This is a genomic window from Microbacterium sp. MEJ108Y (assembly GCF_000834175.1).
Taxonomy (GTDB): Bacteria; Actinomycetota; Actinomycetes; order Actinomycetales; family Microbacteriaceae; genus Microbacterium; species Microbacterium forte.
The window spans coordinates 25,378-52,281 of the sequence record NZ_JXQX01000041.1 but is presented as its reverse complement, the minus strand read 5'-3'; the positions used below and the strand labels follow the sequence as shown (position 1 = coordinate 52,281).

The 26,904-nt window shown below is 68.9% G+C and carries 22 protein-coding genes; 6 read left to right on the top strand and 16 right to left on the bottom strand.

Translation table 11 applies throughout. The annotated features are described in order from the left end of the window. From RU09_RS17925 to RU09_RS17900, 6 genes are all read right to left on the bottom strand, one after another. Nucleotides 1-2,484: LamG domain-containing protein (locus RU09_RS17925; protein ID WP_197066116.1), on the bottom strand; the 2,484-nt coding region annotated here is incomplete at its 3' end. Between the two features lie 110 nt (nucleotides 2,485-2,594). Continuing rightward, nucleotides 2,595-3,245 carry a hypothetical protein gene (locus tag RU09_RS17920; RefSeq protein WP_042542256.1) on the bottom strand — a complete coding sequence of 217 codons (651 nt, stop codon included), beginning with the start codon at nucleotides 3,243-3,245 and terminating at the stop codon, nucleotides 2,595-2,597. Between the two features lie 57 nt (nucleotides 3,246-3,302). Continuing rightward, nucleotides 3,303-4,580: an O-antigen ligase family protein gene (locus RU09_RS17915; RefSeq protein ID WP_156145974.1), complete on the bottom strand. Its 1,278-nt coding sequence runs from the start codon at nucleotides 4,578-4,580 to the stop codon at nucleotides 3,303-3,305. Further along, on the bottom strand, nucleotides 4,564-5,895 hold the full coding sequence (locus RU09_RS17910) for a YveK family protein (protein ID WP_042542254.1): 1,332 nt from the start codon (nucleotides 5,893-5,895) through the stop codon (nucleotides 4,564-4,566). Before RU09_RS17910 ends, RU09_RS17915 begins: the two co-directional genes overlap by 17 nt. 59 nt (nucleotides 5,896-5,954) lie before the next feature. Then, nucleotides 5,955-7,163 carry a lipopolysaccharide biosynthesis protein gene (locus RU09_RS17905; RefSeq protein ID WP_042542253.1) on the bottom strand — a complete coding sequence of 403 codons (1,209 nt, stop codon included), beginning with the start codon at nucleotides 7,161-7,163 and terminating at the stop codon, nucleotides 5,955-5,957. A 102-nt stretch (nucleotides 7,164-7,265) separates the two neighbouring features. Then, entirely contained in the window at nucleotides 7,266-8,507 is a 1,242-nt protein-coding gene (locus RU09_RS17900) for a glycosyltransferase (protein ID WP_042542252.1), read from the bottom strand. Between the two features lie 97 nt (nucleotides 8,508-8,604). Between RU09_RS17900 and RU09_RS17895 the strand changes: the two genes are divergently transcribed. After that, the gene (locus RU09_RS17895) at nucleotides 8,605-9,063 is read left to right on the top strand and encodes an adenylyltransferase/cytidyltransferase family protein (protein ID WP_042542251.1); all 459 of its coding nucleotides are present in this window, start codon (nucleotides 8,605-8,607) and stop codon (nucleotides 9,061-9,063) included. A 30-nt stretch (nucleotides 9,064-9,093) separates the two neighbouring features. Here RU09_RS17895 and RU09_RS17890 read toward each other — a convergent pair whose 3' ends face one another. Continuing rightward, entirely contained in the window at nucleotides 9,094-9,486 is a 393-nt protein-coding gene (locus RU09_RS17890; protein WP_042542250.1) for an SIP domain-containing protein, read from the bottom strand. 99 nt (nucleotides 9,487-9,585) lie between these two features. Between RU09_RS17890 and RU09_RS17885 the strand changes: the two genes are divergently transcribed. Genes RU09_RS17885 through RU09_RS17875 form a run of 3 tightly spaced genes read left to right on the top strand, consistent with a single transcriptional unit; the run spans nucleotide 9,586 to nucleotide 13,068 of the window. Then, on the top strand, nucleotides 9,586-9,849 hold the full coding sequence (locus RU09_RS17885; protein WP_042542249.1) for a glutaredoxin domain-containing protein: 264 nt from the start codon (nucleotides 9,586-9,588) through the stop codon (nucleotides 9,847-9,849). A gap of 38 nt (nucleotides 9,850-9,887) precedes the next feature. Then, the gene (locus RU09_RS17880; RefSeq protein WP_042542248.1) at nucleotides 9,888-11,267 is read left to right on the top strand and encodes an MFS transporter; all 1,380 of its coding nucleotides are present in this window, start codon (nucleotides 9,888-9,890) and stop codon (nucleotides 11,265-11,267) included. A 46-nt stretch (nucleotides 11,268-11,313) separates the two neighbouring features. Next, on the top strand, nucleotides 11,314-13,068 hold the full coding sequence (locus RU09_RS17875) for an aldehyde dehydrogenase family protein (protein WP_042542247.1): 1,755 nt from the start codon (nucleotides 11,314-11,316) through the stop codon (nucleotides 13,066-13,068). A gap of 22 nt (nucleotides 13,069-13,090) precedes the next feature. Here RU09_RS17875 and pip read toward each other — a convergent pair whose 3' ends face one another. Beyond that, nucleotides 13,091-14,053: a prolyl aminopeptidase gene (gene pip, locus RU09_RS17870; protein ID WP_042542246.1), complete on the bottom strand. Its 963-nt coding sequence runs from the start codon at nucleotides 14,051-14,053 to the stop codon at nucleotides 13,091-13,093. 2 nt (nucleotides 14,054-14,055) lie between these two features. After that, complete coding sequence (gene ypfJ / locus RU09_RS17865; RefSeq protein WP_042542245.1) at nucleotides 14,056-14,940, bottom strand: KPN_02809 family neutral zinc metallopeptidase; 885 nt, start codon at nucleotides 14,938-14,940, stop codon at nucleotides 14,056-14,058. 51 nt (nucleotides 14,941-14,991) lie between these two features. Between ypfJ and RU09_RS17860 the strand changes: the two genes are divergently transcribed. Both RU09_RS17860 and RU09_RS17855 read left to right on the top strand, forming a co-directional pair. Further along, on the top strand, nucleotides 14,992-15,981 hold the full coding sequence (locus RU09_RS17860; RefSeq protein WP_042542244.1) for a malate dehydrogenase: 990 nt from the start codon (nucleotides 14,992-14,994) through the stop codon (nucleotides 15,979-15,981). Between the two features lie 52 nt (nucleotides 15,982-16,033). Beyond that, complete coding sequence (locus tag RU09_RS17855; RefSeq protein ID WP_052493032.1) at nucleotides 16,034-16,504, top strand: recombinase family protein; 471 nt, start codon at nucleotides 16,034-16,036, stop codon at nucleotides 16,502-16,504. 48 nt (nucleotides 16,505-16,552) lie between these two features. On the opposite strand, the gene RU09_RS17850 is transcribed toward RU09_RS17855, so the two are convergent. From RU09_RS17850 to RU09_RS17820, 7 genes are all read right to left on the bottom strand, one after another. Then, a complete protein-coding gene (locus RU09_RS17850) occupies nucleotides 16,553-20,527 on the bottom strand; it encodes a type VII secretion protein EccC (protein ID WP_042542243.1) in 3,975 nt (1,324 codons plus the stop codon). Then, nucleotides 20,524-21,768 (bottom strand): RDD family protein, encoded by a 1,245-nt coding sequence (locus RU09_RS17845; protein ID WP_042542242.1) that lies wholly within the window; start codon nucleotides 21,766-21,768, stop codon nucleotides 20,524-20,526. The genes RU09_RS17850 and RU09_RS17845 overlap by 4 nt, the downstream gene beginning before the upstream one ends. Further along, nucleotides 21,765-23,129, bottom strand: coding sequence for a hypothetical protein (locus RU09_RS18645; RefSeq protein ID WP_042542241.1), 1,365 nt, complete (start codon nucleotides 23,127-23,129; stop codon nucleotides 21,765-21,767). Before RU09_RS18645 ends, RU09_RS17845 begins: the two co-directional genes overlap by 4 nt. A 115-nt stretch (nucleotides 23,130-23,244) precedes the next feature. After that, a complete protein-coding gene (locus RU09_RS17835) occupies nucleotides 23,245-24,723 on the bottom strand; it encodes a WXG100 family type VII secretion target (RefSeq protein WP_153302123.1) in 1,479 nt (492 codons plus the stop codon). Further along, entirely contained in the window at nucleotides 24,716-26,086 is a 1,371-nt protein-coding gene (locus tag RU09_RS17830; protein ID WP_042542239.1) for a S8 family peptidase, read from the bottom strand. The genes RU09_RS17835 and RU09_RS17830 overlap by 8 nt, the downstream gene beginning before the upstream one ends. Then, nucleotides 26,086-26,472, bottom strand: a complete 387-nt coding sequence (locus RU09_RS17825; RefSeq protein WP_042542238.1) for a hypothetical protein — start codon at nucleotides 26,470-26,472, stop codon at nucleotides 26,086-26,088. Before RU09_RS17825 ends, RU09_RS17830 begins: the two co-directional genes overlap by 1 nt. A gap of 126 nt (nucleotides 26,473-26,598) precedes the next feature. Next, on the bottom strand, nucleotides 26,599-26,880 hold the full coding sequence (locus tag RU09_RS17820; protein ID WP_079113895.1) for a WXG100 family type VII secretion target: 282 nt from the start codon (nucleotides 26,878-26,880) through the stop codon (nucleotides 26,599-26,601). Nucleotides 26,881-26,904 lie beyond the last annotated feature (24 nt).

Below are 26,904 nucleotides of genomic sequence, written 5' to 3'. Positions count from 1 at the left end.
GTTGACGCTGCCGAAGTAGGTGCCCTTCTGGTTGTAGCCCGAGGCATCCGCTGCGGTGTCGCCCGTCGACTCGCCGAGTCGCCAGTACAGCGCCGGGTCTGCGGCGTACACGGCCGCGCCGTACGCGTCAGCCGGAGCGGTCGATCCCTCGAGCTCACGACCGGATGCCGTGTAGTGCGAAGCGACCTGCTCGCGGGTCAGCGGGGCGCCGTAGATGGCGACGTCGTCGATCTGACCGGGGAAGAAGGCTGCTCCCGACCACGGGCTGTCGCCTCCGACTCGCCAGTAGCCGTTGTACGCCTGCGCCGACGTGACATCGGTGCGCTGGGCGACGCGGACGCCGTCGATGTAGAGCACCATGCCGCCGTCGCTCAGACCCGCCGACACGTAGTGCCACTGCCCGTCGTTGAACGCGCTGGCCGAGCTGATCGTCTGCGACGACCCCGGGTAGACACCGAAGGTGACCTGTCCGCTCGGCTCCATGTAGACGTGGCGGTCGTAGCTGCCGGAGGTGCCGGTGGAGCTGTTGCCGAATCCGACGATCTTTCCACCGTTGGTGGTGGTCGTCTTGAACCAGGCCTCGATGCCGAACGTGTTCGGACCGGCGATCGCCGATGTCGTCGACGCGAAGCCCTCGCCGGACCCGTCGAAGCTCGACGCGCTGCGCGAGTCCGAGAGCATGGCACCGGTGGTTCCGCGGGTCACGCCGCTGCGCACGGCGAGGTCGGATGCGCCGGCCCAGTCATACGAGAGCGTGGCCGACGAGTCGTCGAGGGGCCAGTAGTTCAACGGTGCGTCATCGAGCACCGCGGTGCGGTACGCGCTCGGGGCCGCGGATCCGGATGCCGTCACGGTCGTCGTCCCACCGAGGATCGAGTGTCCCTCGTTGTCGGTGGCACGCACGCGGTACGTGTACGTGGTTCCGTTCGTGACGGTGGTGTCGACGAACGCCATCGGAGGGAGCCCCCAGTCGGCGGACTTCGACCGGACGTTCTCATAGGTCTTGACGACCGCGTTGTCGCGCAGCACCTCGTACTTCAGGTACTCGCTGTCACGGTCGTAGTTGAGCGGCCAGCTGACGCGGACCGATCCGCCCGTGAGGGCGATCGACGAGGCGGGCCAGGCCGTGTTCCAGAGGATCGGTCCCTGCGCGTTGGGCGCCTTCGACGTCACCGCGAAGCGGGCGAGACCCTGCTGACCGGTGTTGTTCACCCGGGTGAACTCACCGCCGTAGACGAGGTACTCGCTGTTCGAGCTGACCGACCACGGGCCCTGCGATGCGCCGCTGACGTTGCCCGCGTTGAAAGCGGGGAACCAGTGCAGCAGCTTGGGCGCCGGGTTGCCGCCGAAGTCGTAGTATCCGAGGTTCAGTCCGTAGGGCGTCGTCCGCGCGACGTCTTTCGAGACCGCGAGACCGCGGTAGAAGGACCAGGGGTCGCTCTGCGGGAAACCGCCTTCGAGGCTGCCGCAGTAGTGCGAGTGACCGGCCGCGTACACGGTGTCGCCCATCGGCTCCACGTCGTACTGGTCGCCGTGGCAGTCGTTGACCCAGACGAGGTCGCCGCTCGACCACGATGCGCGGAAGGAGCCCTCGAGGTTGCCACCGGCGCCGAACACGTAGCCGGTGCCGTAGATGTCGTCGCCGGACGACTTGAGCGAGAGGATCGCCGCGTCGAGTCCGGCGTTGCGGATGACGTTGTTCGCCGAGAACGGCAGCAGGGAGGCGTCGGATGCCGAGACCATGGCCAGGCCGTAGCCCGGGTTCGAGCTGCCGTTGAGAGTCTGGAAGTTACCGCCGAGGACCACCTTGTCGCCCGCGGGAGAGACGGTCACGACACGACCCTGCCGGCCTTCGAGCGCCGGGGCCCAGGGCAGCAGAGCGCCGGCGCGGGTGAACGCTGCGGCGCCGGAACGGTCGTTGCCGGAGACGCGACCGAACGTCCCGGTGATGTACACGGTGTCGTTGGTCGCGGCGACACCCGAGGTGACGCCGTTGGAGTTCGGGTTGAACGCCGCGAGGTTTCCGCTGGGCAGGTCGAACGCCGCCACGCGGTTGCGGGTCTGGGTGTTCACGGTCGTGAAGTCGCCGACGATGTAGAGGCGAGTGCCGTCTGGCGATGCCTCGACCTGACGCACCTGGCCGTTGATCGACGGCGCGAACGACGCGATCAGCACCCCGGTGCGGATGTCGTAGGCCAGGAGGTTCGACCGCGGCGTCTCATTCGTTCCGGCGGCCGCCCCTGCGGGGCGTGCGCTGGTGAACTTGCCGGCGGCGTACACGACGTTGCCGACCACGGCCTGATCCCAGACGATGCCGTTGATCTGCACCGTAGGCAGCGAATCAGCGGTGACCGTCGAGGCCTCTCCGGCCGGTGGACTCACGTCCGCCTGCGCGGGCGACATCGTCACCAGCGATCCGAAGGCGACGGCGAGCGTCACCGCGATCGCGATCAATGCACCGCGTCCGCGGCGTCCCCAAGACATTGCTGTAGTGCCCATCGTTCATCTCCCCAGATGATGGACCGTTCGTGCGCGACCCCTACATCGGCACCGAACGATGATTCCCCAGTATTACGTCGCTCGGTGCTGACGACCTAGGGTCGTGGGCCTACGAAGATGACGTTTGGCGCAGAGGCCAGTATATCGACGGTAACACGCAGGTCCCCCTCAGGAGAAGAGGGAACTGCAAACTGGAATATCGCTTCTGCGCTGTCGCCCGCTGCGATCGATGCCGGCCAGACCGACGAGGCGTCTCCCGTGAGACCGGCTGCGGGAAGTCTGTCGTCACCGCCGTACGTGAGGGTGACGTTCGCGCCTGCGGTATCGACAGCCTCGTCCGACTCGTTCGTCAGCCGCACCGTCACCTGAATCGCCGGGCCGCTCGGCTCTCCCGGGATGTCGTTGCCGGCAGTGATGGCCTCGAGCGCCGTGACCTCTGAGACGACGCCCTGCACGGGCGGCGCCGGCTCGTCGATCGGCACCTCATCGCCCGCATCGGGTTTGACGACCGCGTCGGTGGAGCCGGGCGACGGCGTCTCGAACTCAGTGGGCTGAGGCGTCGGTGTCGGCCCCGGGCTGCCCGTGGCGCCGGGGGATGCCGAAGCGCCGGGTTTCCCCTGGCTGGAGTCGCTGTTCGCCAGCACACCCCAGACCGTTCCGCCGATGAGGAGCGCCGCGATCACGCCGGCGATCGCCCATCCTCGCCACCCCATCCGCCGACGCGGCTCGTTGAGCGACTCAGACACTGGTCCCCTCCTCCGCGCACCGGTTCTCCGCGTCGATGACACGGATATACCGACATTCTAGGTGAGACTCAGGTGGTGTGACCTGCGCCCGTCGACCCGATCGTATTCGGGTCCCACGGGGTCGTCCGCATGTCGCGACCGATGTGTGAGCAGCGAGGCCACCACGAAGAACAGGATGAAGGCCGTAGCGCTGTCGATCAGCCCGCTCTCGGTGACGGATCGGATGATGACGAGCGTCAGCAACGGCGTGATGAGCCACCGACGCCGAGACGAGATCAGCGCGCTCGCCACGCACCACACGATGAGTGCCGCGATCAGCGCCGTGCCGATGAGGCCGGTCTGGGCGAGCAGCGACGCCCAGCTGCTGTCGAGCACCTGCTCGTCACGCCACTTGATGTCGACGGGGATCTTCTTGGCCGAGAGCCCGATGCCGATCCACTTCTGCCATTCACCCCAGTCCCAGCCGAGCACGACCCTCCACACGTCGAAGCGCGAGTCGAGCGCGGTGGACGTGTCGTTGGAACCCGCTCTCGTGGCCAGGCTGCCGAACACGTCGGTGAACGAGCCGATGGCGTAACCGAGCGGGAGAGCTCCGAGAAGCAGATAGAGCACGCTGCGGTCGCGGATCCCGTTGACCAGAACGGCGACGCCGATTCCGACGACGATCGCGAGCAGCCCGGTCCGCGATCCGCTGGCCACGGCGATCCCCACCAGGACGACCGCGGCGAGCAGGCGCCACACCCGCACGCCGTTGCGCAGCATCAGGATCACCAGTCCGATGATCGGCGCGGCCACGAGTCCCGCGAGCTCGTTCGGATGGATCTCCGGGATGCCGCCGCCGAGGCGACCACTGGCCGCGAGGCTCGGCAGGCCCGTGACGGCGGCGACGACCGCCACCGAGGCCATCGCTGCGAGGAGGCACACGATGCTCGTCACCCAGGGGACGGTGGTGAGCAGGAAGAGGATCGTGGCCATCACCAGGAACATCCTGCCGACGAGGATGATCGTCGCGGAGTCGTTGCCCGCGAGAACCGAACCCAGCACACTCACCAGCAGAGCGAGGGCGATCACGCATGCAGGGGCGATCCCCACGGCGACCCGCTCGCGCGTCCGCGCGGCCAGGGCGAGGGTGGCGGCGAACGCGAGCACAGCGATGAACGCCTTGGCGACCACCACTCCATCGGCACCGCCGGAGTAGATCGTCGCGCTTCGCCACGGGATCACGCTGACGATGATCAGCACGTAGAGAGCGCCCACCGCCGTCACCCGCGCGGTGCTCGGGTGGTGAGCGGACTGCTGCCGGGGTTGGCGACGGGTGTCAGTCAGAGCGGGCATGCGAGCCTCCGGCGCCCGCGAGAACCGGAGCCGGATCACGGTCGGAGATCCGCCATGACTCGGCGATGGAGCCGAGGGACCTCGAACCCGTGTGCAGCATCACCACGCCCACTGGGCGCACGCCCATGACCCGCAGGCGCGTCGTGACGGCCACCAGATCGGTCGCGGACGTGGAGTTGTGCTTCACGTTGATGATGACACCCGCCCCCGGACCCGCCAGCTTCTCGATGAGCGCCGAGGCCCCGGGATCGCATACGACGACCACCACGTCGAAGGCCTCATGCATGGCCGCGATGATGCCGGGAAGCGCCGAGACCAGCTTCTCGAGCGGGATGGGATCGTCGGCGACGAAGACCGCGTCGGTCTCCTCACCGGTCGAGATCGGCTCGCCCTCGAGCACCTCGTTGAGCGTGTGACCGTGGCCCTTCACGTGCGATTCTCTCGTGTCCACGACGCATGCGGTCGCACCGATCAGCCGCTGGGCCTCGAGCATCCCCGTGATCGCCTCGTCGTCCATCGCGTCGTCTGTGGCTGGGACGACCACGTGTGTGCGCACGCCGCCTCCGGCGAGCGCGACGAGGTTTCCTGCCGCTTCCTCGTAGGCGACTGCCGCTCCGGAGTTCGCGTCCTGGCGCAGACGGCTGCGTCTCGGTATCTGCCCGATGACGGGAAGGCCGGACGAGCGTCGGACATCCGAGATCGTGCGCAGACGCCGGTTGGTCGTGGTGCGGTATACGGCGACGATCGCTCCGAGCGCGAGACCCGCGATGCCGCCGAGCCCTGTGATCGCCGTCACCTGCGGCGAGATCGGAGCAAGCGGTGCGACCGCCGGCAGCACCTGATCGAGCGCCACGGTGTAGCGCGCGTCATCCTCGTCGTTCTCGGTCTCACCGATCAACTCGGACAGGTGGGTCGCGGCCGAATTGGCGATGTCCGTTGCGAGCTGGGCGGTCGGCGCGTCGGCGCGGACCACGAGCAGCACGGTGTCAGCCGTGTTCTCGGCCGAGACCATTCGCCGGATGTCGCGGTCGGGGTACTCGTCGTCGTCGAGGTCGAGGTCGTCGCGTACGGCGTCGATGACCTCCGGACTGTCGACCAGCGGCGGATACGACTTGATGCGCGCCAGGCTGAACTGGTTGCGCTCGAACAGCGATGCCTCGGTCGAGTCGACGCGCAGCAGGAGAGTCGACGTCGCCGCATAGGTCTCTGGAAGCATCTTGGTCACGAGCCACCCCATGCCGGCCCCGAACACCGCGAGCACGACGATGACCACCCATCCCTCGCGCAGAATACGTCCGTAAGGAACATCTTCCATCGCCAACCCCCTCAGTCGAAGACAGGGCCTAAACCTACCATTCGCCCCGCGGCCACCTGTTACCGCGGCGGCCTCTCGGTCCGACCGTCGGCGACGACGAGCCACCGCAGCCCCAGACCGCCGAGCATCGACGCCACCGCGAGCGCGAACGGGAGAGTCGACGGTTCCGCTCCCCACGCGAGCATCACGATCACGGCGATGATCGCGAGGATGGTGTCCGAGAGGCGGATCAGGAACACCGCCACCTGCTTGCCTCCGACCGCTCCCAGTGCGCCGTACGGGGTGACGATCGCGACGGACATCCCATACGCGAGCCAGGCGACCACCGCGAGCGGATCGACCTCGACGTCGAAGAGAAGCGGACTCACCCAGGGAACCAGCGCCACGGCGACGACGCTCATCAGGACCGTGCCGATCAGGAGGAAGCCCACGACGCGGTCCGCCTCACGGACGGAGCCTCCCGTGCCTGCTCTGTGCTGGTCGGCGAAGCGCACGAACAGGAACGACGAGAGCCCACCGATCACCAGGATCAGTGGCGATGTGTACGTGCGCGCAGCTTCGAGCAGGCCGACCGCGGTGAGTCCGGCGCCCGCGAGCACCAGCAGGCGCAGCACCGTGAACAGGCTGGGGCGCAGCACCTGCTGCAGTCCCCGCCACATGCCATAGCGCCAGACAGGGGCGATCGCGGCACCGCGGAGTCCGACGAGATGTCGATCGGAGCGGGGCACGAGCAACCAGCCGATGACTGTCGCGACGATCTGCCCCGCAGCGATGCCCGCGAGGAACACCCCCAGCGAGAGGGTTCCGGTCGCATTCACAATGAGGATGATCGCGATCGCGACGAGGAAGCCCGAGATATCGGTGGCGGCGGTGCGCACGAACGACATGTGCGCGATCAGGAGCCGCCGCACGATCTCCTCGACGGCGAATGCGGCGAGGGCGACCGCGAAGATCGCGGCTTCGAGCGCATCCGAGAAGCCCGTCAGCCAGGCGGTCAGGAACGCACCAGCCGCGAGCACCGCCGACGTGATGAGCAGCATCGCCTGCAGACCGGCCCGGATCGCGCGCTGCGAACGCTCCAGCACGACGAGTGAATCGCCGATGAGCCCCGTCACCACGGCCGTCGCGACGATCACGACCCCGTACAGGATCGCGAAGCGCCCGTACTCGTCGATCCCGAGCAGTCGCGCGACGAGTATCTGCAGAAGCAGACCTATTCCCGCCTGCGCCGCTTGCGCGATCACGGCCCCCAGAGCCTTGCGTTTCATCTCGCCTCCCCGCCAGACATCCTCGCACGCACGACCGGATCACGAGTTCGGGTCTACCGCGGGGACCCGGCGCGCCGCACAGTGATCCGACTCGACACGACCTCAGAGCTCGCCGGGCTTCATCGCCTCGGCGTCGATCGCCCGGATGATGCGCACGGTCGCGGTGTCCGGCTTCGGCTCGCCCGTCGTCCCGTCCGCCTTCACACGCCGTTTCGGCGCATATACGACCAGGGAGTGGAAGAGGAAGCGCGCGACGAACGCGACGATGAGCGACAGTCCCGTCGCGAGGACGCTCGAGATATGCCAGGTCTCGACCATCAATGCCATCACCGGGATGCGCAGCGCTGCCTCGACGTTGTTGAAGGTGAACGACGCGGCGAAGCGACCGCCCAACCCTCGCGCATCCGTGCGCATATCCGCGAAGACGAATCGCTCCTGCAGGATGAAATTGCCGATGATGGTGACCTCGGCGCCGATGATCGCCGCCCAGATGTAGGGCACACCGGCCAGCGTCAGCAGCCACATGATGCCGAGGTTGGCGACCGCCCCGATCACGCCGATCATCGCGAAGAGCGACATTTTGCCGAATCGCAGTCTGGCCAGGTGCGCGACGAAGGTCGCCCCCTGACGCAGGCTCGCCTTGGAGGTTCCGTGGCGGCGCTCGCCGAACTCCATCGGCACCTCGGCGATGCGCAGATCGGTGCGGGCGAGGATCTCGAGAAGGATCTTGAAGCCCTGCGGCCTGAGGGCGGAGAGGTCGAGGCGCGAGCGGTCGACCAGGAAGAAGCCGGTCATCGGATCGGTGCTGCGCGCGAGACGGATCGGGAACATCGCTCGCGTCAGCCACGTGGCCGACCGAGAGACTCCGAACCGCACGGCAGTGCCCAGACCGCTCATGTCGCCCCCGCCGATGTAGCGCGAGGCTGCCACGACATCGGCATCGCCTTCGTCGTGCCGGCGCACCAGTGCAGGAAGCAGTTCGGGCGGATGCTGCAGGTCGCCGTCCATGACGATGCAGAGATCGGATGCCGCGGCCTCGAGGCCCACGGCGACCGCTCCCCCGAGTCCGCCGGTGTTGTCCGTGCGGTGGATGACCCTGACCGGCAGCGGGGCGTCGGCGGCCACCCGCTCGACCTCGGCGGCGGTGCTGTCGGTGCTGTCGTCGACGAAGAGGATCTCCGCGTCGTATCCGGCAAGCGCGACGGCGGTGCGTGCGACGAGCTCGGCGACGTTCTCACGCTCGTTGAAGGTCGGCACGATGACGGTGACCGATGTCCCCACTGTGCGCCCCTCCCCTGTGCCGACAGCACTGCGGACTCCATAGTTCCATGTGTTCCTATGCATGAGGAAACGACGACCTGCTAGAGTGACGGGATGCGGCTGTGGGAGTCGCTGGGCGGATGGGGATCCGCCTCTGGGGAAATACTGATCTGGGGAGATCATGGGGACGCGCATCGGCTATGCCGTGGGTGCTTTCGACCTGTTTCACGTCGGGCATCTCAACCTTCTTCGTCACGCCAAGCAGCACTGCGACATTCTCGTCGCCGGTGTCGTCAGCGATGAGATGCTGCGGCAGGTGAAGGGCATCGAGCCCGTCATCCCGACCGCTGAGCGGGCGGAGATCGTCCGTCACATCTCGTTCGTCGACGACGTCTACGTCGAGACCACTCCGTCGAAGATGGATTCGTGGCGAGACGTGCAGTTCACGCACTTCTTCAAGGGCGACGACTGGCGCGGCACCGACAAGGGCCTGCGGCTCGAGCGGGAGTTCGCGGAGGTGGGCGTCGAGGTCGTGTACTTCCCGTACACGGCGCACACGTCGAGCTCGTCGCTCCGCCGCGCGCTCGATGCGATCAGCGCCGGCGCGACCGTCGGCGCTCCGGCGCTCGCGACCCGCTGAATCGGGACCGCTGACGCTGCGCCCGCGGCGTCAGTTCGCGACGCCGAGCAGACTGCGTGCCATCCGCGCCACGTGCGGAGGCGTATGCGCGCCGAGCCAGACCGTCCACTGCAGCGCGGGCTCCGCGCACGTCCACTCGATGCACCACGAGTGCACGGCATTCGCGAGGCGTTCGCCTTTCGCATGCTGACGGATGCCGTCGCCGCGCAGCAGCCAGCGCACCGACACTCCCTCGGGCACGTCGATGTGGCGGAACTGGATGCGTGCGGCCGCCTCGAGGAGGATGACCCCCTCGGCATCCCAGGGCAGCCGTGCGGCGATGGCGGCGATGGCTCCGGCGTCGGTCGAGTCGCCGGCGATGAGCACGACCCCCTCGATGTTCTCCCAGTCGGGGTCTTCGAGATGCTCGCACGCGCTGTTCATGCCCTCAGTATAGGTAAGGCTACCCTTAGTGAGCAATGATCGATCGATGGCGTCACTCCGCTCGGCGCCCGCCCAGCCAGGGCGCTCTACGCTGGAAGCATGACTTCTCCCGCAGACTCCGCGATCACCGTGTTCGGCGCCGACTGGTGCCGCGACTGCATCCGCACCAAGAAGCAACTCGACTCCCTCGGCGTGGAGTACACCTACGTCGACCTCGTCGCCGACCCCTCGGCGGCCGACATCGCGAAGGAGATCTCGGGCCGCATGAACATCCCCGTGGTGCTCTACCCCGACTCCTCGCACCACGTCGAGCCGTCGAACGCGGACGTCGAGTCGAAGCTCCGGGAGCTCTCGCTCATCTGACCTGAAGCAGGCTCTTCGCGCACCGATACACTGGCGCGATGAGCACCGCGGCTCGGCCCGAAGCAGCCTCCGTCCGCCTGTCCGCCCGCACGGTCGCCCTCTACGCGATCGGCTCCCTCGGCACAGGCGGGTACGCGACCCTCCCCGGGCTGGTTCTGACGTACTTCCTCACCGACAATCTGGGTGTCGCCGCCCTCACCGCCGGCCTCATCGTCACCGGGGCGAAGATCTGGGACGTCATCATCGACCCGGTGATCGGCGCCGCGTCGGACCGTCAGTACGCAAGGACCGGCTCGCGTCGAGGATTCATGGTCGCAGGCGGCCTCACTCTTCCGGTGTTCTTCGCCCTCACCTTCGCGGTGCCCCCGTCCTGGGGCCCGACCGCCGGCGCCGTCTGCGTGCTCCTCGCGTTCCTCGCCACAGCGACATCCTTCAGCCTGTTCCAGGTGCCCTACGTCGCACTGCCCGCCGAACTGACCTCGGGCTACGACGAGCGCACCCGGCTGCTCGGGTGGCGCGTCGTCGTGCTCACCGCAGCCATCCTGCTCTTCGGCGCCGGCGGCCCCGAGCTGAGGGGCGCCACCGCCGACCCCGTCGCGGGATACCTGCTGATGGGCGTGGTGGCGGGCGTGGTCATCGGCGTCGGCATGCTCATCGCGTCGCGGACAGCGGATGCCGCCGCCCATCACATGGCCGCGGACGAACGCCCCCCGGCGGTCGCTCCGGCAGGACTCCGGGAGCAGTATGCCGCCGGCGTGCGCACTCTACGGCGCAGTCAGCCGTTCCGCGCCCTCCTCGGCACGTTCGTGCTGCAGGCGCTCGCGACCGGGACCATGCTCGCCGGCGCGCAGTACGTCGCCACGTGGGTGCTGCGCTCGGAAGACGCCGTGACACTCGTGTTCCTGGCGCTCGTCGGGCCCGCTCTGCTCGCGACGCCGGGCTGGACGGTCGTCGCCCGGCGCCTGGGCAAGGAGCGGGCGTTCGCTCTCGCGAGCATCCTCTTCCTGATCGCCGCCGCATCACTCGTCCTCGCCGTCTGGACGCCGGGCCCCTGGATGTACGGCTCGATCGCGGTGGCCGGCATCGCCTATGCCGGGCTGCAGTCGCTGCCGATGGCGATGCTGCCCGATGTGATCTCACACGACGAGCGCCGCACCGGAAGAGGCCGGGCCGGCACCTTCACGGGCGTCTGGACGGCAGGAGAGACCGTCGGGTTCGCGCTCGGAGCGAGCGCGGTCTCCCTCACGCTGGCCGCGACGGGATACGTCTCGAGCGTGGCGGGCACGACCACGCAACAGCCGGACGCCGCGATCACCGGCATCGTGCTCGCATTCAGCATCCTGCCCGCCCTGCTGATGGCGGCGAGCCTGCTCACGCTTCGCCGCTACCGCCTGCGCCGCGCCGACATCGACGCCTGACCGGAATGCGCGACATAAGCTGGGATCCCGCCCGAAGGAGACGCCGATGACTTCTGCGACAACGCCCGCCGCTTCGACGAAGACCCCGGAGCTCGGAGAGGCCGAACGCGATCGCCTCGACGCCGCGATCGACGACCTTCAGGGCGGCAGCCGCACGTGGTCGGCCCTGACGCTCGCCCAGCGGGTCACCCTGCTGCGCGCCGTGCGCTCGAGCGTCGCCGCCGCTGCGGAGGACTGGGCCGACACCGCAGCCGCGTCGAAGGGCCTCGACGGCCGGCATCCGCTGCGCGGGGAGGAATGGCTCAGCGGACCCTACAGCGTGCTCGGTGCCCTCGATGCCTACATCGAGACGCTCACGCGCCTCGCGAACGGCACCAACCCGCTGGACGGGATCACAATCGACCGGGCTCCCGGCGGACGCACCCGCGTGCACGCCTTCCCCCTCACCGGCATCGACCGGTTCCTGCTCTCCGGCTACACGGGAGAGGTCTGGCTCGAACCCGGCGTCACCCCCAACGGCGCGCGCGCCGCGGCAGGGCTCGCGCAGCGCACCCCGTCGGACTCGGGGGGCGTGGGACTCGTGCTCGGCGCCGGCAACATCACCTCGATCCCGGTGCTCGACGTGCTCTACGAACTGCTCGCTCACAATCGCACGGCGCTGCTCAAGGTCAATCCGACGCAGGACGCGCTCGTGCCCGTCTACAAGCGAGCGCTCGCGCCGCTCATCGGTCCTGGGCTGCTGCGCATCACGCGCGGCGGGCCCGACGTCGGCGCCTACCTGACCGGCCACCCCGACCTCGTGCACGTGCACATCACGGGGTCGGCCGCGACCTTCGACGCCATCGTGTGGGGCACGGGGGCTGCGGCCACGCGGCGGCGCCGTGAGAACCGTCCGCTGCTGAAGAAGCCCATCACGGCCGAGCTCGGCGGGGTCTCGCCCATCATCATCGTCCCGGGCGAGTGGACGGACGCCGATCTCACGTATCAGGCGGAGCATGTCGCGACGATGCGTCTGCAGAACAGCGGACACAACTGCATCGCCGGCCAGGTGGTGATCATGTCGTCGGATTGGGCGCAGGCCGACGACTTCCGAGCCGCTCTGCGCCGCGCCTACGCGAACGCTCCGGACCGGCCGATCTGGTACCCCGGTGCGACCTCGAGGATGCACCTCGCGACCGATGCGTACCCCGACGCCCTCGTGCTCGGCGATCGTGTGCTGGTCGAGGTCTCCGACGGCGACGACGCGACAGCGCTGCAGAGCACCGAGTACTTCGCTCCGGTGCTGGGCGTCGTCTCGGTGGCGGGCACCGGCCAGGAGTTCCTCGACGCGGCCGTGGCCTACGCGAACGACCGGCTGCAGGGCACGCTCGGCGCGAACCTGCTGATCGACCCGTCGACCGAGAAGGCACTGGGCGCGGGATTCGACCGGGCGATCGCGGCCCTTCGCTATGGCTCGATCGCGATCAACGGCTGGACGGCCTTCGGCTTCATCACCCCGACCATGACCTGGGGAGCGTTCCCCGGCAGCACGATCGCCGACGTCGGCAGCGGCATCGGCGTCGTCCACAACGCACTCCTGCTCGATCGCGTCGAGCGCTCGGTGATCCGCGGACCCTTCCGGCCGTTCCCGCGTTCTCTTCCGGTCGTCAACGGCGGCGGGCGCCTCACCATCCTGCCCAAGCCGCCGTGGTTCGTCTCCTCCCGGACGGGCGCAGCGGTGAGCGAGGGCCTCACGCGGTTCCGCGCGCACGGCGGCACGATCGGGCTGCTGAAGACCCTGACCGCGGCGCTGCGCGCCTGACGCGCGACCGGCCGCCGCGGGCTCAGCCGGCGAAGCGGTCGGTCGCGGCGCGCAGCGCGCGCTGGATGCCGGGCTCCGTCGCCGAGTGTCCGGCATCGTCGATGACGACGAACTCGGCCTCCGGCCAGGCGGTATGCAGGTCCCAGGCGGTCATCATCGGAGTGCACACGTCGTGACGCCCCTGCACGATGACGGTCGGGATGTGACGGATGCCGTCGACACCGGCGATGAGCTGCCCCTCGGTCCACCATCCGCGGTTCACGAAGAAGTGGTTCTCGATGCGGGCGAAGGCGGTCGCCGTGTGCGGGTCGGACATCGCCTCGATCTGCGCGGCATCCGGGCGCAACGTGACCGTCGAGGCTTCCCACCGCGACCAGGCGACAGCCGCCGGTTCGTGCACGGCCGGATCGGGGTCGAACAGACGCCGGTGATAGGCCTCGATCATGTGCGAGCGCTCGAGCACCGGGATGGGCGCGATGTACTCCTCCCAGAGGTCGGGGAACAGAGCGGCGGCGCCGCCCTCGTAGAACCACTCCAGCTCTGCCCGACGGAGTGTGAAGATGCCCCGCAGGATCAGCTCGCTGACGGCATCCGGATGAGCCTGCGCGTAGGCGAGCGCGAGTGCACTCCCCCACGACCCGCCGAACACCTGCCACCGCTCGATGCCGAGGTTGCGGCGAAGCAGCTCGATGTCGGCGATCAGGTGCGCGGTGGTGACGAAGCGGAGGTCGACATCGGGGGCGCTCGCGTGCGGAGTGCTGCGCCCGCACCCGCGCTGGTCGAGGAGCACGATCCGATACACCTCAGGGTCGAAGAACCGACGCTGCCACGGCGACGTGCCGCTGCCGGGTCCGCCGTGCAGGAACACCACGGGTTTGCCCTCGGGGTTGCCGCTGGTCTCCCAGTACATGCGGTGCCCGTCGCCGACGAGCAGTTCACCGGAGTCGTACGGTTCGATGGGCGGATACAGCGCGTCGAGTTCCATGGTCAGAGTTCTCCGGGCGCCGCCGTGAGCGGGTCGGCGCACACATCGAGTCCGTACTTGTAGCCGCTCGCGAACCACCCCTGCCGCTGCTCGCTGGTGCCATGCGTGAAGCTCTCGGGGTTGACCGAACCGGACGACTGCTCCTGGATGTTGTCGTCGCCGACCGTGTTCGCGGCGTTCAGCGCGTCGGTGATCTCCGCCTCGGTCGGCTCCAACAGGTAGGGGACACCGTCCGGGTCCTTCTCCTGGGTCATCTGCCCGATCCAGGCGCCCGCATAGCAGTCGGCCTGCAGCTCGATGCGCACGCCGTTGCTGTCCGGGCCGGTGCCGTTGTTCGGATACTGATTCATCACGTCGGTGATGTACTGGATGTGGTGGCCCCACTCGTGACCCACGATGTAGAGCTGAGCGAGATCGCCGGCGGATGCCCCGAACTGCTGCTGCATGAGGTCGAAGAACGTGGGATCGATGAAGACCGTCTCATCGGGCGGGCAGTAGAACGGGCCGACCGCGTTCGACGCGGTGCCGCACGAGGTCGAGGTGGCTCCGTCGACGATGATGAGCTGCGGCGGGCGGTAGCCCTCGACGTGGTCCTCCCAGTAGCCGTCGAGCGCCAGCTGCGAGGCCGCCACTCGGCAGTCGACGTTCTCGTTGGCGTCCTCGCCGGTGAGGCAGTTCTCGATCACGCTGCCGCCCGCAGGCTCGGTGCCCCCGCCGGTGCCGCCACCGCCGCCCAGCAGGCCGGTCAGGTCGATGCCCAGCAGTGGTCCGGCGATCAGGGCGATGATGCCGAGCAGGCCGACACCGCCCGCTCCGGCGACGACGGCGCCGCGGCCGCGTCGGCGGGCGGTGTTGCCGGAGACATCAGCGTCAGGGTTGAAGGTCATGCCACGAGGGTACTCTGCACGGCGGCCTCTTCACGGTCGTAGGCTCGAGTCATGACGACCACCATCACGCTCACGGGTGCGGGCGGACAGATCGGCTACGCACTGCTGTTCAGAATCGCCGCCGGAGACATGCTCGGCCCCGACGAGAAGGTGCGACTGCGGCTGCTGGAGATCCCCCAGGGGCTCGGCGCCGCCGAGGGAGCGGCCCTCGAGCTGCAGGACGGCGCCTTCGGCCTGCTCGAGCACGTCGAGGTCACGGACGACCCCGCCGTCGGCTTCGACGGGTGCGACCTCGCTCTGCTGGTCGGCGCTCGTCCACGAGGACCCGGGATGGAACGCGGAGACCTGCTCGCCGCCAACGCCGGCATCTTCGGCCCGCAGGGCGCCGCGATCGCGGCCCACGCGTCGTCCGACGTGCGCGTCACCGTGGTGGGCAACCCGGCGAACACGAACGCGCTGATCGCCGCGGCCGCGGCCGACGGCATCCCTGCAGAGCGATTCACCGCTCTCACCCGACTCGACGAGAATCGCGCCAGGGCACAGCTGGCGCAGACGCTCGCAGTGCCGGTCGACACCATTCGTCGTGTGCCCATCTGGGGCAACCACTCGGCGACGCAGTTCCCCGACGTCTCGCACGCGACAGTGGCAGGAGAACCGGTCGCGAAGGCTCTCGAGGCCATCGTCGGCGATGTGCCCACGTGGCTCGATGAGACCTTCATCCCTCGTGTCGCGAAGCGAGGGGCCGAGATCATCCGGGTGCGCGGCTCGTCTTCCGTGGCGTCTGCCGCGAACGCCACGATCGAGCACGTGCGCGACTGGGTGCACGGCACCGACGACTGGACCTCTGCCGGGGTCGTCTCGCACGGCGAGTACGGCGTTCCCGCTGGTCTGATCTCGTCGTTCCCGGTGCGGTCGATCGACGGAGAGTGGCAGATCGTCGAAGGGCTCGAGATCAGTGAATGGGCCCAGGCTCGCATCGACGCCTCCGTGGCCGAGCTCGTAGAGGAACGAGAAGCGGTACGCGCGCTCGGGATGCTCTGAAAGGTCACCGCGCCGGCTCCGATCAGGGCAGAATGGATGCCGGAGGTGCGCGATGAGCGAGACGATCGATCCCATGAAGGCGACGGCATCCGTCGACGAGGCCCTGACGAGTCCGCTGCATCTGCCGCACGCGGCCGCGGAGTGCCCCAAGTGCTTCACCGAACTGCAGCAGAACCGCGACTTCTGGCTCGCGCGCCCCGACGGGTCACGCCTGGTCGGACTCGTCGTCTCCCGCGAGGGCATGCCGTCGGTGGTCGAGCAGCGCGACGACCTCACCCGGTTCGGGGTGCCGATCGAGGGGTTCCGTCACCCCGCTCCCGACATCCTCGAGAGCTGGAGCGATCGACTGTCGCGCCTGATCGGCACGCTGAAGACCGGAGACGTTCTCGTCGTGGCGAACATCAACGCTCTGGGGCGCGACGCCGAGGAGGGTGCTCGCACCGCCAAGGAGCTGCGTCGCCACGGCATCATCGTCAAGGTGCTGAGCCACGACGCACGTCACCTCGCCGACGCGACCCGCTGAGCTCAGGCGGCCAGTCGGCGCACTCGCCCACTGACCGCCCCCGCCAGATCACTGATAGCTCGGCGGCACCCACAGCAGCTGTGCGGCGACCAGCCCGCGGTCGCGGCTGACGATCTGGGCACGGCCGGGGATCGCCGGGATCGCCTTGACCTTGCCGATCAGCTGTCCCTCCTCGGGGTTTCCCGAGAGCAGGATGCCGGTGGCGCCCAGGTCGGTCATGCGCTGGATGATCGGATCGTAGGCGGCACGGCTCGCTCCACCGGTGCGACGCGTGAGGATCACGTGAAGACCGAGGTCTGCCGCCTGCGCGAGCAGCGGGGCGAGCACCGCGACGGGGTTGCCCTGCGACGTCGACACGAGGTCGTAGTCGTCGATCAGCACGAAGCCCTCTGCGCCCTTCCACCACGACCGTGAGCGCAGCTGGTCGGGCGTGACGTCGGGGCCGGGGATGCGGCTCTGGAAGAACTGGGCGAGCTCGCTCATCCCACCCTCGGTCATCTCGTGCGAGGTGAGGTAGGCACCGAGGTAGTCCTGCGGGATCTCACCGAGCAGCGCGCGACGGTAGTCGACGACGAAGATCTTCGCCTCGGTCGGACCATAGAGACGCGTGATCTCGTGCACGACACCGCGGAGCATCGACGACTTGCCCGAATCTGCGTCGCCGTAGAGATAGAGCAGCGGCTCTTCGAGCGGGTCGATCGAGAACGGCGCGAGGTTCGCCTCGTCGATGCCGAGCAGGATCTCACGCGGCTCCGAGCCGTCCGCCGACGCGGCGGCGGCCACTGCCCGGAGGTCGGCGTGGCTGATGCGCGAGGGCAGCAGACGCAGCTTGGGGCCGGCGGGGCCGTGCCATGCGGATGCGACGCGGGTGACGAGATCGTCGATGCCGCCGGCGAGCGAGGATGCGTCGTCGACGCCGTCGATGCGCGGCAGCGCCGTGAGCATCTGCAGGCCGTTCTCGTTGAGACCGCGACCAGGGATCGCCGTGACGTTCTCGGCGGCCTTGCGGTTGACCTCGGAGTCCGTCGGGTCGCCGAGCCGCAGCTCGATGCGGGTGCCGATGAGGTCCTTGATGTTGGCACGGACCTCCATCCAGCGCGACGCCGTGATGATGATGTGCACGCCGTAGGTGAGTCCTCGCGCGGCGATGGCATGGATCTGCGGTTCGAGCATCTCGAACTCCGCACGCAGGGTTCCCCAGCCGTCGACCATGAGGAAGATGTCGCCGTATCCGTCATCGGCGAGTCCTTGGGCGCGGCGCTGTCGGTAGGTGTCGATCGAGTCGATGCCGTTCTGCCGGAAATACACCTCGCGCGCGTTGAGCAGGCTGGTGACCTCGGCGACCGTGCGGCGCACGATGTCGGGCTCGGAGCGCGTCGCCACGCCGCTGATGTGCGTGAAACGCTGCAGTCCCGTGAAGCTGCCACCGCCGAAGTCGATGACGAAGAACTGCACCTCCTGTGGTGTGTGCGTGAGGGCGAGGGCGACCAGCGCGGTGCGGGCGAGGGTGCTCTTGCCGCTGAGCGGCGCACCGACGATCGCCATGTGACCGGCCGCGCCCCCGAGCGAGATCGCGAGATTCTCGCGCCGCTGCTCGAGCGGCACATCGACGATTCCGAGCGGCACGGTGAGCGCCCCAGCACCTCTCCACCGCGGCGAGATGAGTCCGAGGGCGGGGTCTTCGACGAGATCGCCGAACAGCTGATCGAGGGTGGCAGGGGTCTCGAGCGGCGGCAGCCACACCTGGTGGGCCGCCGGCCCTCGTCCGCTCATCATCTCGACGGCGATCTCGAAGCTGTTGCGCTTCTCTTCGGGCTCGGCGTCGACGACGACCTCGGGCTCCTCGACCGTCGTCTCGGCTCGCCACACCGGCGCCGCGGTGAAGAGCTCGACCGCGGTCGAGCCCGTGCTCTGCGCAGAACCGGATGCCGCACGGCGCCGACGGCGGGGCGGGGGTCCTGACACGTAGGCGGCACGGAACTGCGTCATGGTCTCGGTGTCGGACTTCAGGATTCCGGCGCCGGGCTGCGTGGGCAGGTGATAGGCGTCGGGGACTCCGAGGACGGTGCGCGATTCGGCGGCGGAGAAGGTGCGCAGACCGATGCGGTACGACAGGTGGGTGTCGAGTCCGCGGAGCTTGCCCTCTTCCAGACGCTGCGACGAGAGCAGCAGGTGCACCTGCAGCGAACGGCCGAGTCGGCCGATGTTCACGAAGGTGTCGACGAACTCGGGCTTCGCCGACAGCAGCTCCGAGAACTCGTCGGCGACGATGAGCAGCGCAGGAAGCGGCGCGAGGTCGGTGCGGCCGCCACGACGGGCCTTCTCGTAGTCGGCGACGTTGGCGAAGGGTCCGGTCGCCCGGAGCAGTTCCTGACGCCGAACCATCTCACCCTGCAGCGCATCCTGCATGCGGTCGACCAGCGAGATCTCCTCGCCGAGGTTCGTGATGATCGCCGACACGTGCGGCATGTCGGCCATGCCTGCGAAGGTGGCTCCACCCTTGAAGTCGACGAGCACGAAGTTGAGCTGCTCGGGCGAGTGGGTCATCGCGAGCGCGAGCACGAGCGTGCGGAGGACCTCGGACTTTCCCGAACCGGTCGCACCGATGATGAGGCCGTGCGGGCCCATGCCCTGCTGAGCCGACTCTTTGATGTCGAGGATCAGCGGGCTGCCGTCTTCCGTCTGCCCGATGGGCACACGCAGCCGATCCCGCTCGAGACGCGGCGACCAGGCCGCATCGAGATCGAGATCACGGACGTCGGGGAGGCCGAGCAGCTCGACGAGCTCGGCCTGATCGGTCGCGCTCTTCTTCTTCGTGATCGTCGTGCCGCCCGAGTAGAGGGCGATGAGTCGCCGGGCGGTCGCCTCGGCTTCGACGATGCTGATCGCGTCGGCCTCGAAGGGGCGAGCAGGCACCTGCAGACTGACGAGCTCGGCTCGGCTGCCCTTGTCGCCCGGCGCGAACGCGATGCGCAGGGCGTTCGGGTCGTCGAGATCGCCCCACCGGGAGGGGAGGTCGATCACGGTCACCCCCTGCACGCCGTCGCCGCTCGCCAGCACGTCGTTGAACGAGGTGGTGATGCCATCCGTCAGGATCACGATGTGCGGCGCCTTGACGCCGGAGCCGTCGCGGGCGAAACGCGGCCGCTCGCGCACCTCGGCGGGGAGCATGTCCTCGAGCTCTGACAGCTGAGAGCCGATCATGCGTGCGGCGCCGAGACCGTCCCTGACCGTGCGCGAATGCGTGTGCGGCATCCACTTGGCCCATTCCCACTGGGGCAGCACGGCCGCGTCAGCGGCGATCACGATCTGCACCGTGTCTGGGTCGTGCATGGTCGCGAGGTGCAGCAGCATGGCGCGCGCGAGGCCGCGGGATTCGGTCTCGTCTCCCGTGATCTCGACACGGGCGTAGTCGCGCAGCGTGATGCCGAGCGAGAGGTTCTTCTGGATCTCGTGCGTCAGCATGAAGCGATGCGCGGCCGATGCGGCGACCGGGTCGAGCTGCGCGAGCGGGGGCAGCTCGGGCGCCTCGAGCGAGATGCACAGCGGCTGGTCGCTCGTGCCGACGCGCACGGAGAGGAAATCGGGGTCGTTCACGCCGCGCTCCCACACCCTCGTGCGCTCTTCGGCGATGTAGGGCAGGGCCGAAGGCGCAGGAAGGTGCCAGTTCGCCGCGCGGCGCTGCTGCCGCGCCGCGACCCTCACTGTCTGGCGCAGCTCGGTCAGGTACGCGAGGTACTCCCGACGCTCGCCGAGAGTCGCAGCCTGACGCTGCGATCGCTGACGCCAGCCGTTCACCGCGACGAACCCGAGCGACGACAGCAGGAACATGCCGCCGGTGAGCAGACCCGTCACCGACTGGTTCGACATCGTGACCATGACGATCGCACCCACACTGCCCAGCATCGGCAGCAGGGATCCGAGGATCCCCATGCCGCCGTCATTGGGCTGAAGCTCAGGGGGCGCCTGAACGGGGAGCTTTCCGGAGGGGACGCGGGGCGGCGCGAGACGGGGTCCTGTCATGCTCTCTCTCCGGCGCTGCTGTCCGTGGCCAGCAGGAGGCTGATGGTGAAGCTGCGGTTGCCGATCCTGACGCGATCCGCGTCGTCGAGCAGGACGCGCTCACCGGCGACGAGCTCGGTCGTCTGCCCGTCGTCGGATCGGATGTCGGAGCCGTTGGTGGATCCGAAATCGGTGACCCAGGTGCGGCCGCGCGAGTGCTCGAGGCGCAGGTGCGTCTTCGACACCGAAGAGTCGGGGTCGGTCACGATCACGAGTCGGTCGTCGTGCACACTCGCCGCAGGTGCGCGTCCGAGGTTCGCCGCGAGCGGCAGCCCGAGCTGCACGCGCTGCCCGGTGTCGAAGATCAGGAGCAGCGCTCCGGACTCGGATGCCTGGGCGGCGGGATCGGACTGCTGTGCTGCGGCCGGGGCGACGGTGAAGAGCGGCCTGTTGTCCCCCTGCGACACGGGTGCGGGCGTCTCGGTGCGGTGCGAGGCCGCGCGAGAGTCGGTCGGCTCGGAGTCCTCGTCGATGACGGACGGGTGTGCGCCCAGAGGCACGACCTGCGGAGGCGCCAGAGGGGCGGCGGCCTCGGCGACGGAGACCTTCTGCTGTGCGTCCGCGGCGGCACGAGGCGGGACCGAGACCACGACGGTGCCGGCGACGCGATCGGCCCAGGACTGACGGCGACCACCGCGATCCCACGCGCTCGACGCGACGACGACCCAGCTGCCGACCGCCACCAGGAAACCGGCGCCCGTGATGATCGCGCGCACGAACTGGCGCCCGACGCCCGGCGAGTAGGGCCGGTCGCCGCGGGCGGCGCGCAGACGAAGCACGGCGTTGCCGAGGGTGAGTCCGGTGCGCGCTTCGAGCACGCAGAGGAAGATCGCGAGCTCGGCGGCCGTGAGCCCTGCGAGCAGCATGCTGCGGGTGGTGATGAGCACGATCGCCGCGCTGAGGATCACTGCCGCGGCATCGAGTGTGAAGGCGGCGATCCGCGCTCCGGTCCCCGCCGGCGCGCCGACGAAAGCCGGGCCGAGCCCGTCAGAGGGGCGTCTCGTCCTGGCGCGTGTCGAGACGATCGGCGTCGGTGCGGGAGGCGTGGATCCCGACCGCAGCGGTGCGCCGTCGACTCCGGGCGGAGCCGCGATCAACGCCGGCGGCAGCGCGGGGATCTCACCAGGCTGGCCGGGTCCCGGATGCACGGGTGGGATGGTGCCACCGCCCGGCCAGGGCTGTGGTTCGCCGTTCCCGATCATCCCGCCATCATTCCACGAAGGAGGGACAGCGCATTCGCGTAGAGGAGCGCCGCGGGGAGGGCGAGCGCGACGGCGAGCCATTCGAAGGCGTCTCCGAAGCGCGACCAGACGAGCGAGCTCGCGCCGCGCGAGATGGGGATGATGACCGCGACCGCGGTGAGACCGACAGCGAACAGCACAAGGGCACCGAGCACCTGGAAGCCGTCGCCCATCGCGGCGGATGCCTGCAGACCGGCGACCAGGAACACGACGGCGGCGGCCGCACGGGGAAGCCAGCGGAGGATGCGCGAGGTCGTGTGCCGGGGTGTCAGCAGCAGCGCGAGGCCGACGCAGACGAGAAGTGCGATGCCTCCGGAGATCACGAAGGGGTCGTCCGGCCACGGACGCAGGAACGCGAGGGGGGTCATCAGAGCGGCGACGATGCTGAGCACGGCGGTTCCGGCGATGAGTCGTGCCGAGGAATCGTCGACGACGGCGATGATGCGCTCGGGTCGCAGGAGACCGACGGACTCGGGGATGGCTCCGCGGACCGTCCAGCGACTGGTCATGAAGTGCTTGTAGTCGATGAAGTACCCCTCAGGGAGGTTCACCAGGCTGCTCGGCAGAGCGCGCAGTCCGAGCGGCACGAGTCCGAGCGAGATGGCGGCGGCCTCGGCCGGTCCCCAGCGCAGCAGCAACGCGAGCCCCCAGACCGCGGCGACGCCGACGAGGAGCACGGTCGCGGTTCCGGCGGCCGCCCGCATCGGACGCGCTCGGGCAGAGACGGCGATGACCGCCGTGGTGATTCCGGCGGCGAGAAGACCTGCGGCGGCGGAGAGGTGCGCGCTCGCGTCGAGTTCCGCCGGGATCAGGAGAGCGCCCGCGGCGAACGAGAGGAGGACCGGGGCGAGGACCCCGAGGATGCCGCGCACCCCTGCCGCCGAATCCCGGCGCGACCATGCGACCGCTCCGCTGACGGCACCGACCACGAGGAAGAGACCGATCAGGAGTCTGAGCAGCGGATCTCCGGCCCCCTGTGCGAAGACGGCGACGAGCAGCAGCCCGCTGACCGCGAGCATCCACCATCGAGCACCGTGGTCTGCGCGTGACGCCCGTTCGTTCGTCACCGCAGGTCGGGCCTGCGGCGCCAGCGCCGTGCGGTCGATGAGCGCATAGAGACCGCCATCGACGAGGTCTTCGCACTCGGTGTCCCCGGGGATCTCGAACCCGCCGGGACCGATCGTCACGAATCGATCAGCCGTGGACAGTCCGCTGAGGATGAGTGCGTCGTCGAGGGTCTCGTCGAACGGAAGCGAGAGATCGAATCGACGATCCTCGCTCTGAAGAACGATCCGACGCCGCTCTACCGTTTCGACTGACATACCTGAACCCTATCGACCGTGTGCGGCTCTCGCCGCGGCCCATCCGACCACTGATCACCCTGATGCCGAGGGCGTGCACGGCATCCGCCGCCCACGCTCTCCGCCGCCCCGTGGATCAGTCTGTGTGCTCGTCACGGGAGCCGGCCTGCGCGCTCTTCGCACGCGGACCACGCTCCTCTTCATCTTCGAGCTTGGGGGCGATCGGGCCTCCGAGTCCGGAGCGCTTCGCCTTGTCCTCCTCGTCGGCTCCGCCGGCGCCCATCATGCCCATGCCGGGGCGACCACCGGCCGCACCGGACGAACCGGCACCGGCCGAGCCCGACGCAGAACCGGGGCCGCCCGCGCCGCCCACGCCACCCACGCCACCCACGCCACCGACGCCACCGCGAGCAGTGCCGCCCGCGGCCGTTCCGCCGGCAGCGCCGGACGCGGAGTTGCCGAGGAGCCCGCCGCCCGACTTGAGCCCTGCGCCGGATGCCGAGCCGCCGATTCCTCCCATGCTGCCGACACTGGCGATCTTCGAGCTGGCGGCGATCGCCGCCGCTCCCGCACCCCCTCCGACGACGCCACCCAGGCCGCCACCGCCACCGGGCAGGAACGCCCCAGGAAGCGAACCGCCCGGGGACGCACCAGAACCAGGGCCGCCGGCCCCACCGGGGTAACCGCCACCACCCGTGCCGATGGGCGCCCCGGGGAGCACCCCGCCGCCGGGGTGATCGACCGAAGGGTCGCCGTCTCCGCTGCCCGAGCCGTCGGGGTCGACGCCTTCCACCCCACCGGGATAGGTCGGCTCCCAGCCGCCGGGATACGTCGGCTCCCCACCGCCGGGGTACGTCGGCTCCCAGCCGCCGGGATACGTCGGCTCCCAGCCGCCGGGGTTGAGGCCGCCGCTTCCACCCCCGCCGCCGGGGTGCGTCGGGAACGTCGGCGTCGAGGGCTGCTGCCCGCCGCCGCCGGCCCCGGGACCCGAAGGCGACGACCCTCCTCCGGGATAGGTGATCTGCGGACCATCGATGCCCGTCCCTGGGTCGACCGGCTTCTCAGGCGGGGTGGGTACTGCGACGCGCGGATCGAAATCCGCCAACGTCGAGGATGCCTTTGTGAGCGACTTCGCCGACGGCGAGAGGTCCCTCTCGATCTGATCGACGATCTTCTTCGCTTCCTCCTCACGCTGGTTGCCGAGGAACCCGCCGATCACATCGAGGGCCTTGTCGGCGGCGAGCGGGCCGAGCACCGGGTGCACGACGACGGATCCCACCTTGGCCGCGTTCGCCCAGAACGGATCGACGGTGGCTGACGGGAGCTCCGCGGCCGCGGCGTTGCGGCGGTAGGTGTTGGCGTGTTCGATCGTCTCGGTGAGATGCCCCACGTACGTCTCGATCATCCGGAAGTTCTGCTGCAGCCGAGCCAGCGCGCTCCGCGCAGCCTCTGCAGAGCTTCCCTCCCACGCCGCCGACTCGAGCACAGTGCCCAATGCGCGGTCCAGCGTAGTGAGTGCCGTCCGCAACGACGCCGCCTTCGGAATCCGCCAGTCCTCGAGCCCCCGGATCCGTTCGAGCTCGGTCTCGTAGGGCCCTGCCCCTTGACTACTCACGATGGTCTCCCCCTTGTTGTGTCGTCTGTCGCCGAGACGATCTCGTCAGGACCACGGCGAGCACCACGCCGCCGATGACGAGAATCGCGATCACGACTCCCCCGCCGACCAGGAACGGCATCGCGTCGACGCCCTCCGACGACGCCCCGCCGGCCGGATCGCTCGTCGGCTGCGAGGTGGCTTCCGCCTCGAGCAACCGGGCTTCCTCGTCCACGGTGGCCTGATTGGGAAGAGCGTCCTCGTTCTCCGCGTCGAAGAGCGGATTCACATCCGGATACTTGGTCGGGTCGACCGCGAGCATCCCCGTGAGCGAGATCGCTCCGTACCCACCGCTGTTGTCCCACTTCGGCTCGTGTTCGCCCTTTGTGCCCGTGTTGTGGATCAGGCTCTGGATGAGCTGATTCGAGGTGGCATCCGGATATTTCTGCTTCACCACAGCCAGGAAGCCCGCGGCGATCGGGGCAGCGAACGACGTGCCTGACCGCAGCTGCTGTGCGTCCCAGGAATCAGCGGTCCCCTGCGCGATGACGTCGAGTCCGGGCGATGCGATGATCACGTCGTCGCTCAGATTGGGCGACGGCTCTGCGAGCGCCGGGTCGTACGTCGAGTACTGGATCTGCCCGTCAGGACCGAACGCCTGAACCGCGATCACCCCGTTGTAGCTCGACGGCCAGTCGCCCACTCCGCCGACGTTCGGGAGAGACCCGAGCACGACCACACCGGCCGCGTGCGCCTTGGCCACCGCATACGACGCGTCGACGAGACCGCCCAGCGAGACGGAGATGATGTCGGCGCCGTCGTCAACGGCGTCCGAGATCGCCTGGGCCAGGCCCGACGCGAGGTTCCTCTCTTCCCGGGTGTCGCCGTCGCCGATCAACTCGCCGTTCTCCTGAAGGCATGTCGAATCGACGTCGTTGCCCTGGGGCGCACTCGAGGTGACCATCGAGTTGTAGTAGAGCACCTTCGCGCCGGGCGCCACGCCCCTGATCGGCGTCCCGCCGACGGCTTCGCCGGTGCCCAGGATCATCGACGTCACATTCGTGCCATGGTTCGCAGCGATGTAATCGGACGACACCGCGTCGTACCTCTCACCGGAGGCATCGAAGCAATATGACTCCTCGCGCACCTCGAGGTCAGCCCCTCGGAGGCCCGGCGCGTCAGGATTCACCTGCGTGTCGACCACAGCGATCGTGACTCCGGACCCGTCGAAACCCGCATCGATCGCCGCCTGCACCTTGCCTCGAGTGAAATACCAGAGCCCGCCTTCCGACGCGTCTGTGGCGGCGGCAGCCGGGACCGCGACCACGATGCTCAGCGCGACCACGCCGATCACTGCAGCGATCGACCGCCGCACTCGGGTCATCAGTAGTCCATCTCCTCAGGCTCCTCGGCGGCGGCATCCGTCTGGCCGCCGACCGGCTGCTGCCCGGCCGGCGTCTGCTGGCCGGCGGAGTCGAGCAGGGTCAGGATCAGTTTCGCCTCATCCGCGAGCGCGGCATCCTGCTCTGCGATCTCCGTGACCGCCTGTCGGATCGCCTGGTTGGCGTCGTTGAGAGCGGCGATCGAGTTCTCCGTGACGGCACCCATGCCCTGGGCGACCTGAGTGACGGCCACCCGGAACTCGGCGGTGGCCTTCGATGACCCGCCCTCAGACACGGCCACCTCGGATGCGGCAGGGAACTGCTGCATGTCGCGCTCGATGCGCTTCAGCTCGGCGAAGATCTGCTCGAAGTCGAATGCGATGGCCATCGACAACCCCTCCCTGTTGACTACGGCGATTCCCGTGACATCTGCTGCGCCCTCCGACTCGATCGCCGAACAGCACAGCAGACGGCGCGGGCCCGGCGCATCTCTGCGTCGGGCCCGCGCCGGAGATCAGGCTCCGAAGCGCCCGGCGGCCGACTTGTCGGTCTGGACGTACTGGCCCGAGATCTCCTCGGTCTTGCCCGCGATCTGCGTGAGAAGCTGCTGCATCTCACTCAGCGAACGGTTCCACTTGGCCTGAGCCTGGTCGTAGGCCTGCTGCGCGGAACCATCCCACGCCGCACGCAGCTTGCCGACCTCGGACTCGAGACGGTCGAGCTCTGAACGGATACCCTGCGACCCGCTGCGGATCTGCGCTGCCAGAGCGTTGACCTGCTCCGGGCGAACTGACATCGACTGCATCATGTTCTCCTTGAA

What these genes read in the sequence shown, in the direction of transcription:
- RU09_RS17915 (WP_156145974.1), bottom strand. Translation starts at nt 4,580, where the DNA reads ATGCCCGCTCTGACTGACACCCGTCGCCAACCCCGGCAGCAGTCCGCT.
- ypfJ (WP_042542245.1), bottom strand. Translation starts at nt 14,940, where the DNA reads ATGACCTTCAACCCTGACGCTGATGTCTCCGGCAACACCGCCCGCCGA.
- RU09_RS17860 (WP_042542244.1), top strand. Translation starts at nt 14,992, where the DNA reads ATGACGACCACCATCACGCTCACGGGTGCGGGCGGACAGATCGGCTAC.
- RU09_RS17890 (WP_042542250.1), bottom strand. Translation starts at nt 9,486, where the DNA reads ATGAACAGCGCGTGCGAGCATCTCGAAGACCCCGACTGGGAGAACATC.
- RU09_RS17850 (WP_042542243.1), bottom strand. Translation starts at nt 20,527, where the DNA reads ATGACAGGACCCCGTCTCGCGCCGCCCCGCGTCCCCTCCGGAAAGCTC.
- RU09_RS17845 (WP_042542242.1), bottom strand. Translation starts at nt 21,768, where the DNA reads ATGATCGGGAACGGCGAACCACAGCCCTGGCCGGGCGGTGGCACCATC.
- RU09_RS17885 (WP_042542249.1), top strand. Translation starts at nt 9,586, where the DNA reads ATGACTTCTCCCGCAGACTCCGCGATCACCGTGTTCGGCGCCGACTGG.
- RU09_RS17875 (WP_042542247.1), top strand. Translation starts at nt 11,314, where the DNA reads ATGACTTCTGCGACAACGCCCGCCGCTTCGACGAAGACCCCGGAGCTC.
- RU09_RS18645 (WP_042542241.1), bottom strand. Translation starts at nt 23,129, where the DNA reads ATGTCAGTCGAAACGGTAGAGCGGCGTCGGATCGTTCTTCAGAGCGAG.
- RU09_RS17895 (WP_042542251.1), top strand. Translation starts at nt 8,605, where the DNA reads ATGGGGACGCGCATCGGCTATGCCGTGGGTGCTTTCGACCTGTTTCAC.
- RU09_RS17905 (WP_042542253.1), bottom strand. Translation starts at nt 7,163, where the DNA reads ATGAAACGCAAGGCTCTGGGGGCCGTGATCGCGCAAGCGGCGCAGGCG.
- RU09_RS17830 (WP_042542239.1), bottom strand. Translation starts at nt 26,086, where the DNA reads ATGACCCGAGTGCGGCGGTCGATCGCTGCAGTGATCGGCGTGGTCGCG.
- RU09_RS17825 (WP_042542238.1), bottom strand. Translation starts at nt 26,472, where the DNA reads ATGGCCATCGCATTCGACTTCGAGCAGATCTTCGCCGAGCTGAAGCGC.
- RU09_RS17820 (WP_079113895.1), bottom strand. Translation starts at nt 26,880, where the DNA reads ATGTCAGTTCGCCCGGAGCAGGTCAACGCTCTGGCAGCGCAGATCCGC.
- RU09_RS17880 (WP_042542248.1), top strand. Translation starts at nt 9,888, where the DNA reads ATGAGCACCGCGGCTCGGCCCGAAGCAGCCTCCGTCCGCCTGTCCGCC.
- RU09_RS17855 (WP_052493032.1), top strand. Translation starts at nt 16,034, where the DNA reads ATGAGCGAGACGATCGATCCCATGAAGGCGACGGCATCCGTCGACGAG.
- RU09_RS17910 (WP_042542254.1), bottom strand. Translation starts at nt 5,895, where the DNA reads ATGGAAGATGTTCCTTACGGACGTATTCTGCGCGAGGGATGGGTGGTC.
- RU09_RS17900 (WP_042542252.1), bottom strand. Translation starts at nt 8,507, where the DNA reads ATGCATAGGAACACATGGAACTATGGAGTCCGCAGTGCTGTCGGCACA.
- pip (WP_042542246.1), bottom strand. Translation starts at nt 14,053, where the DNA reads ATGGAACTCGACGCGCTGTATCCGCCCATCGAACCGTACGACTCCGGT.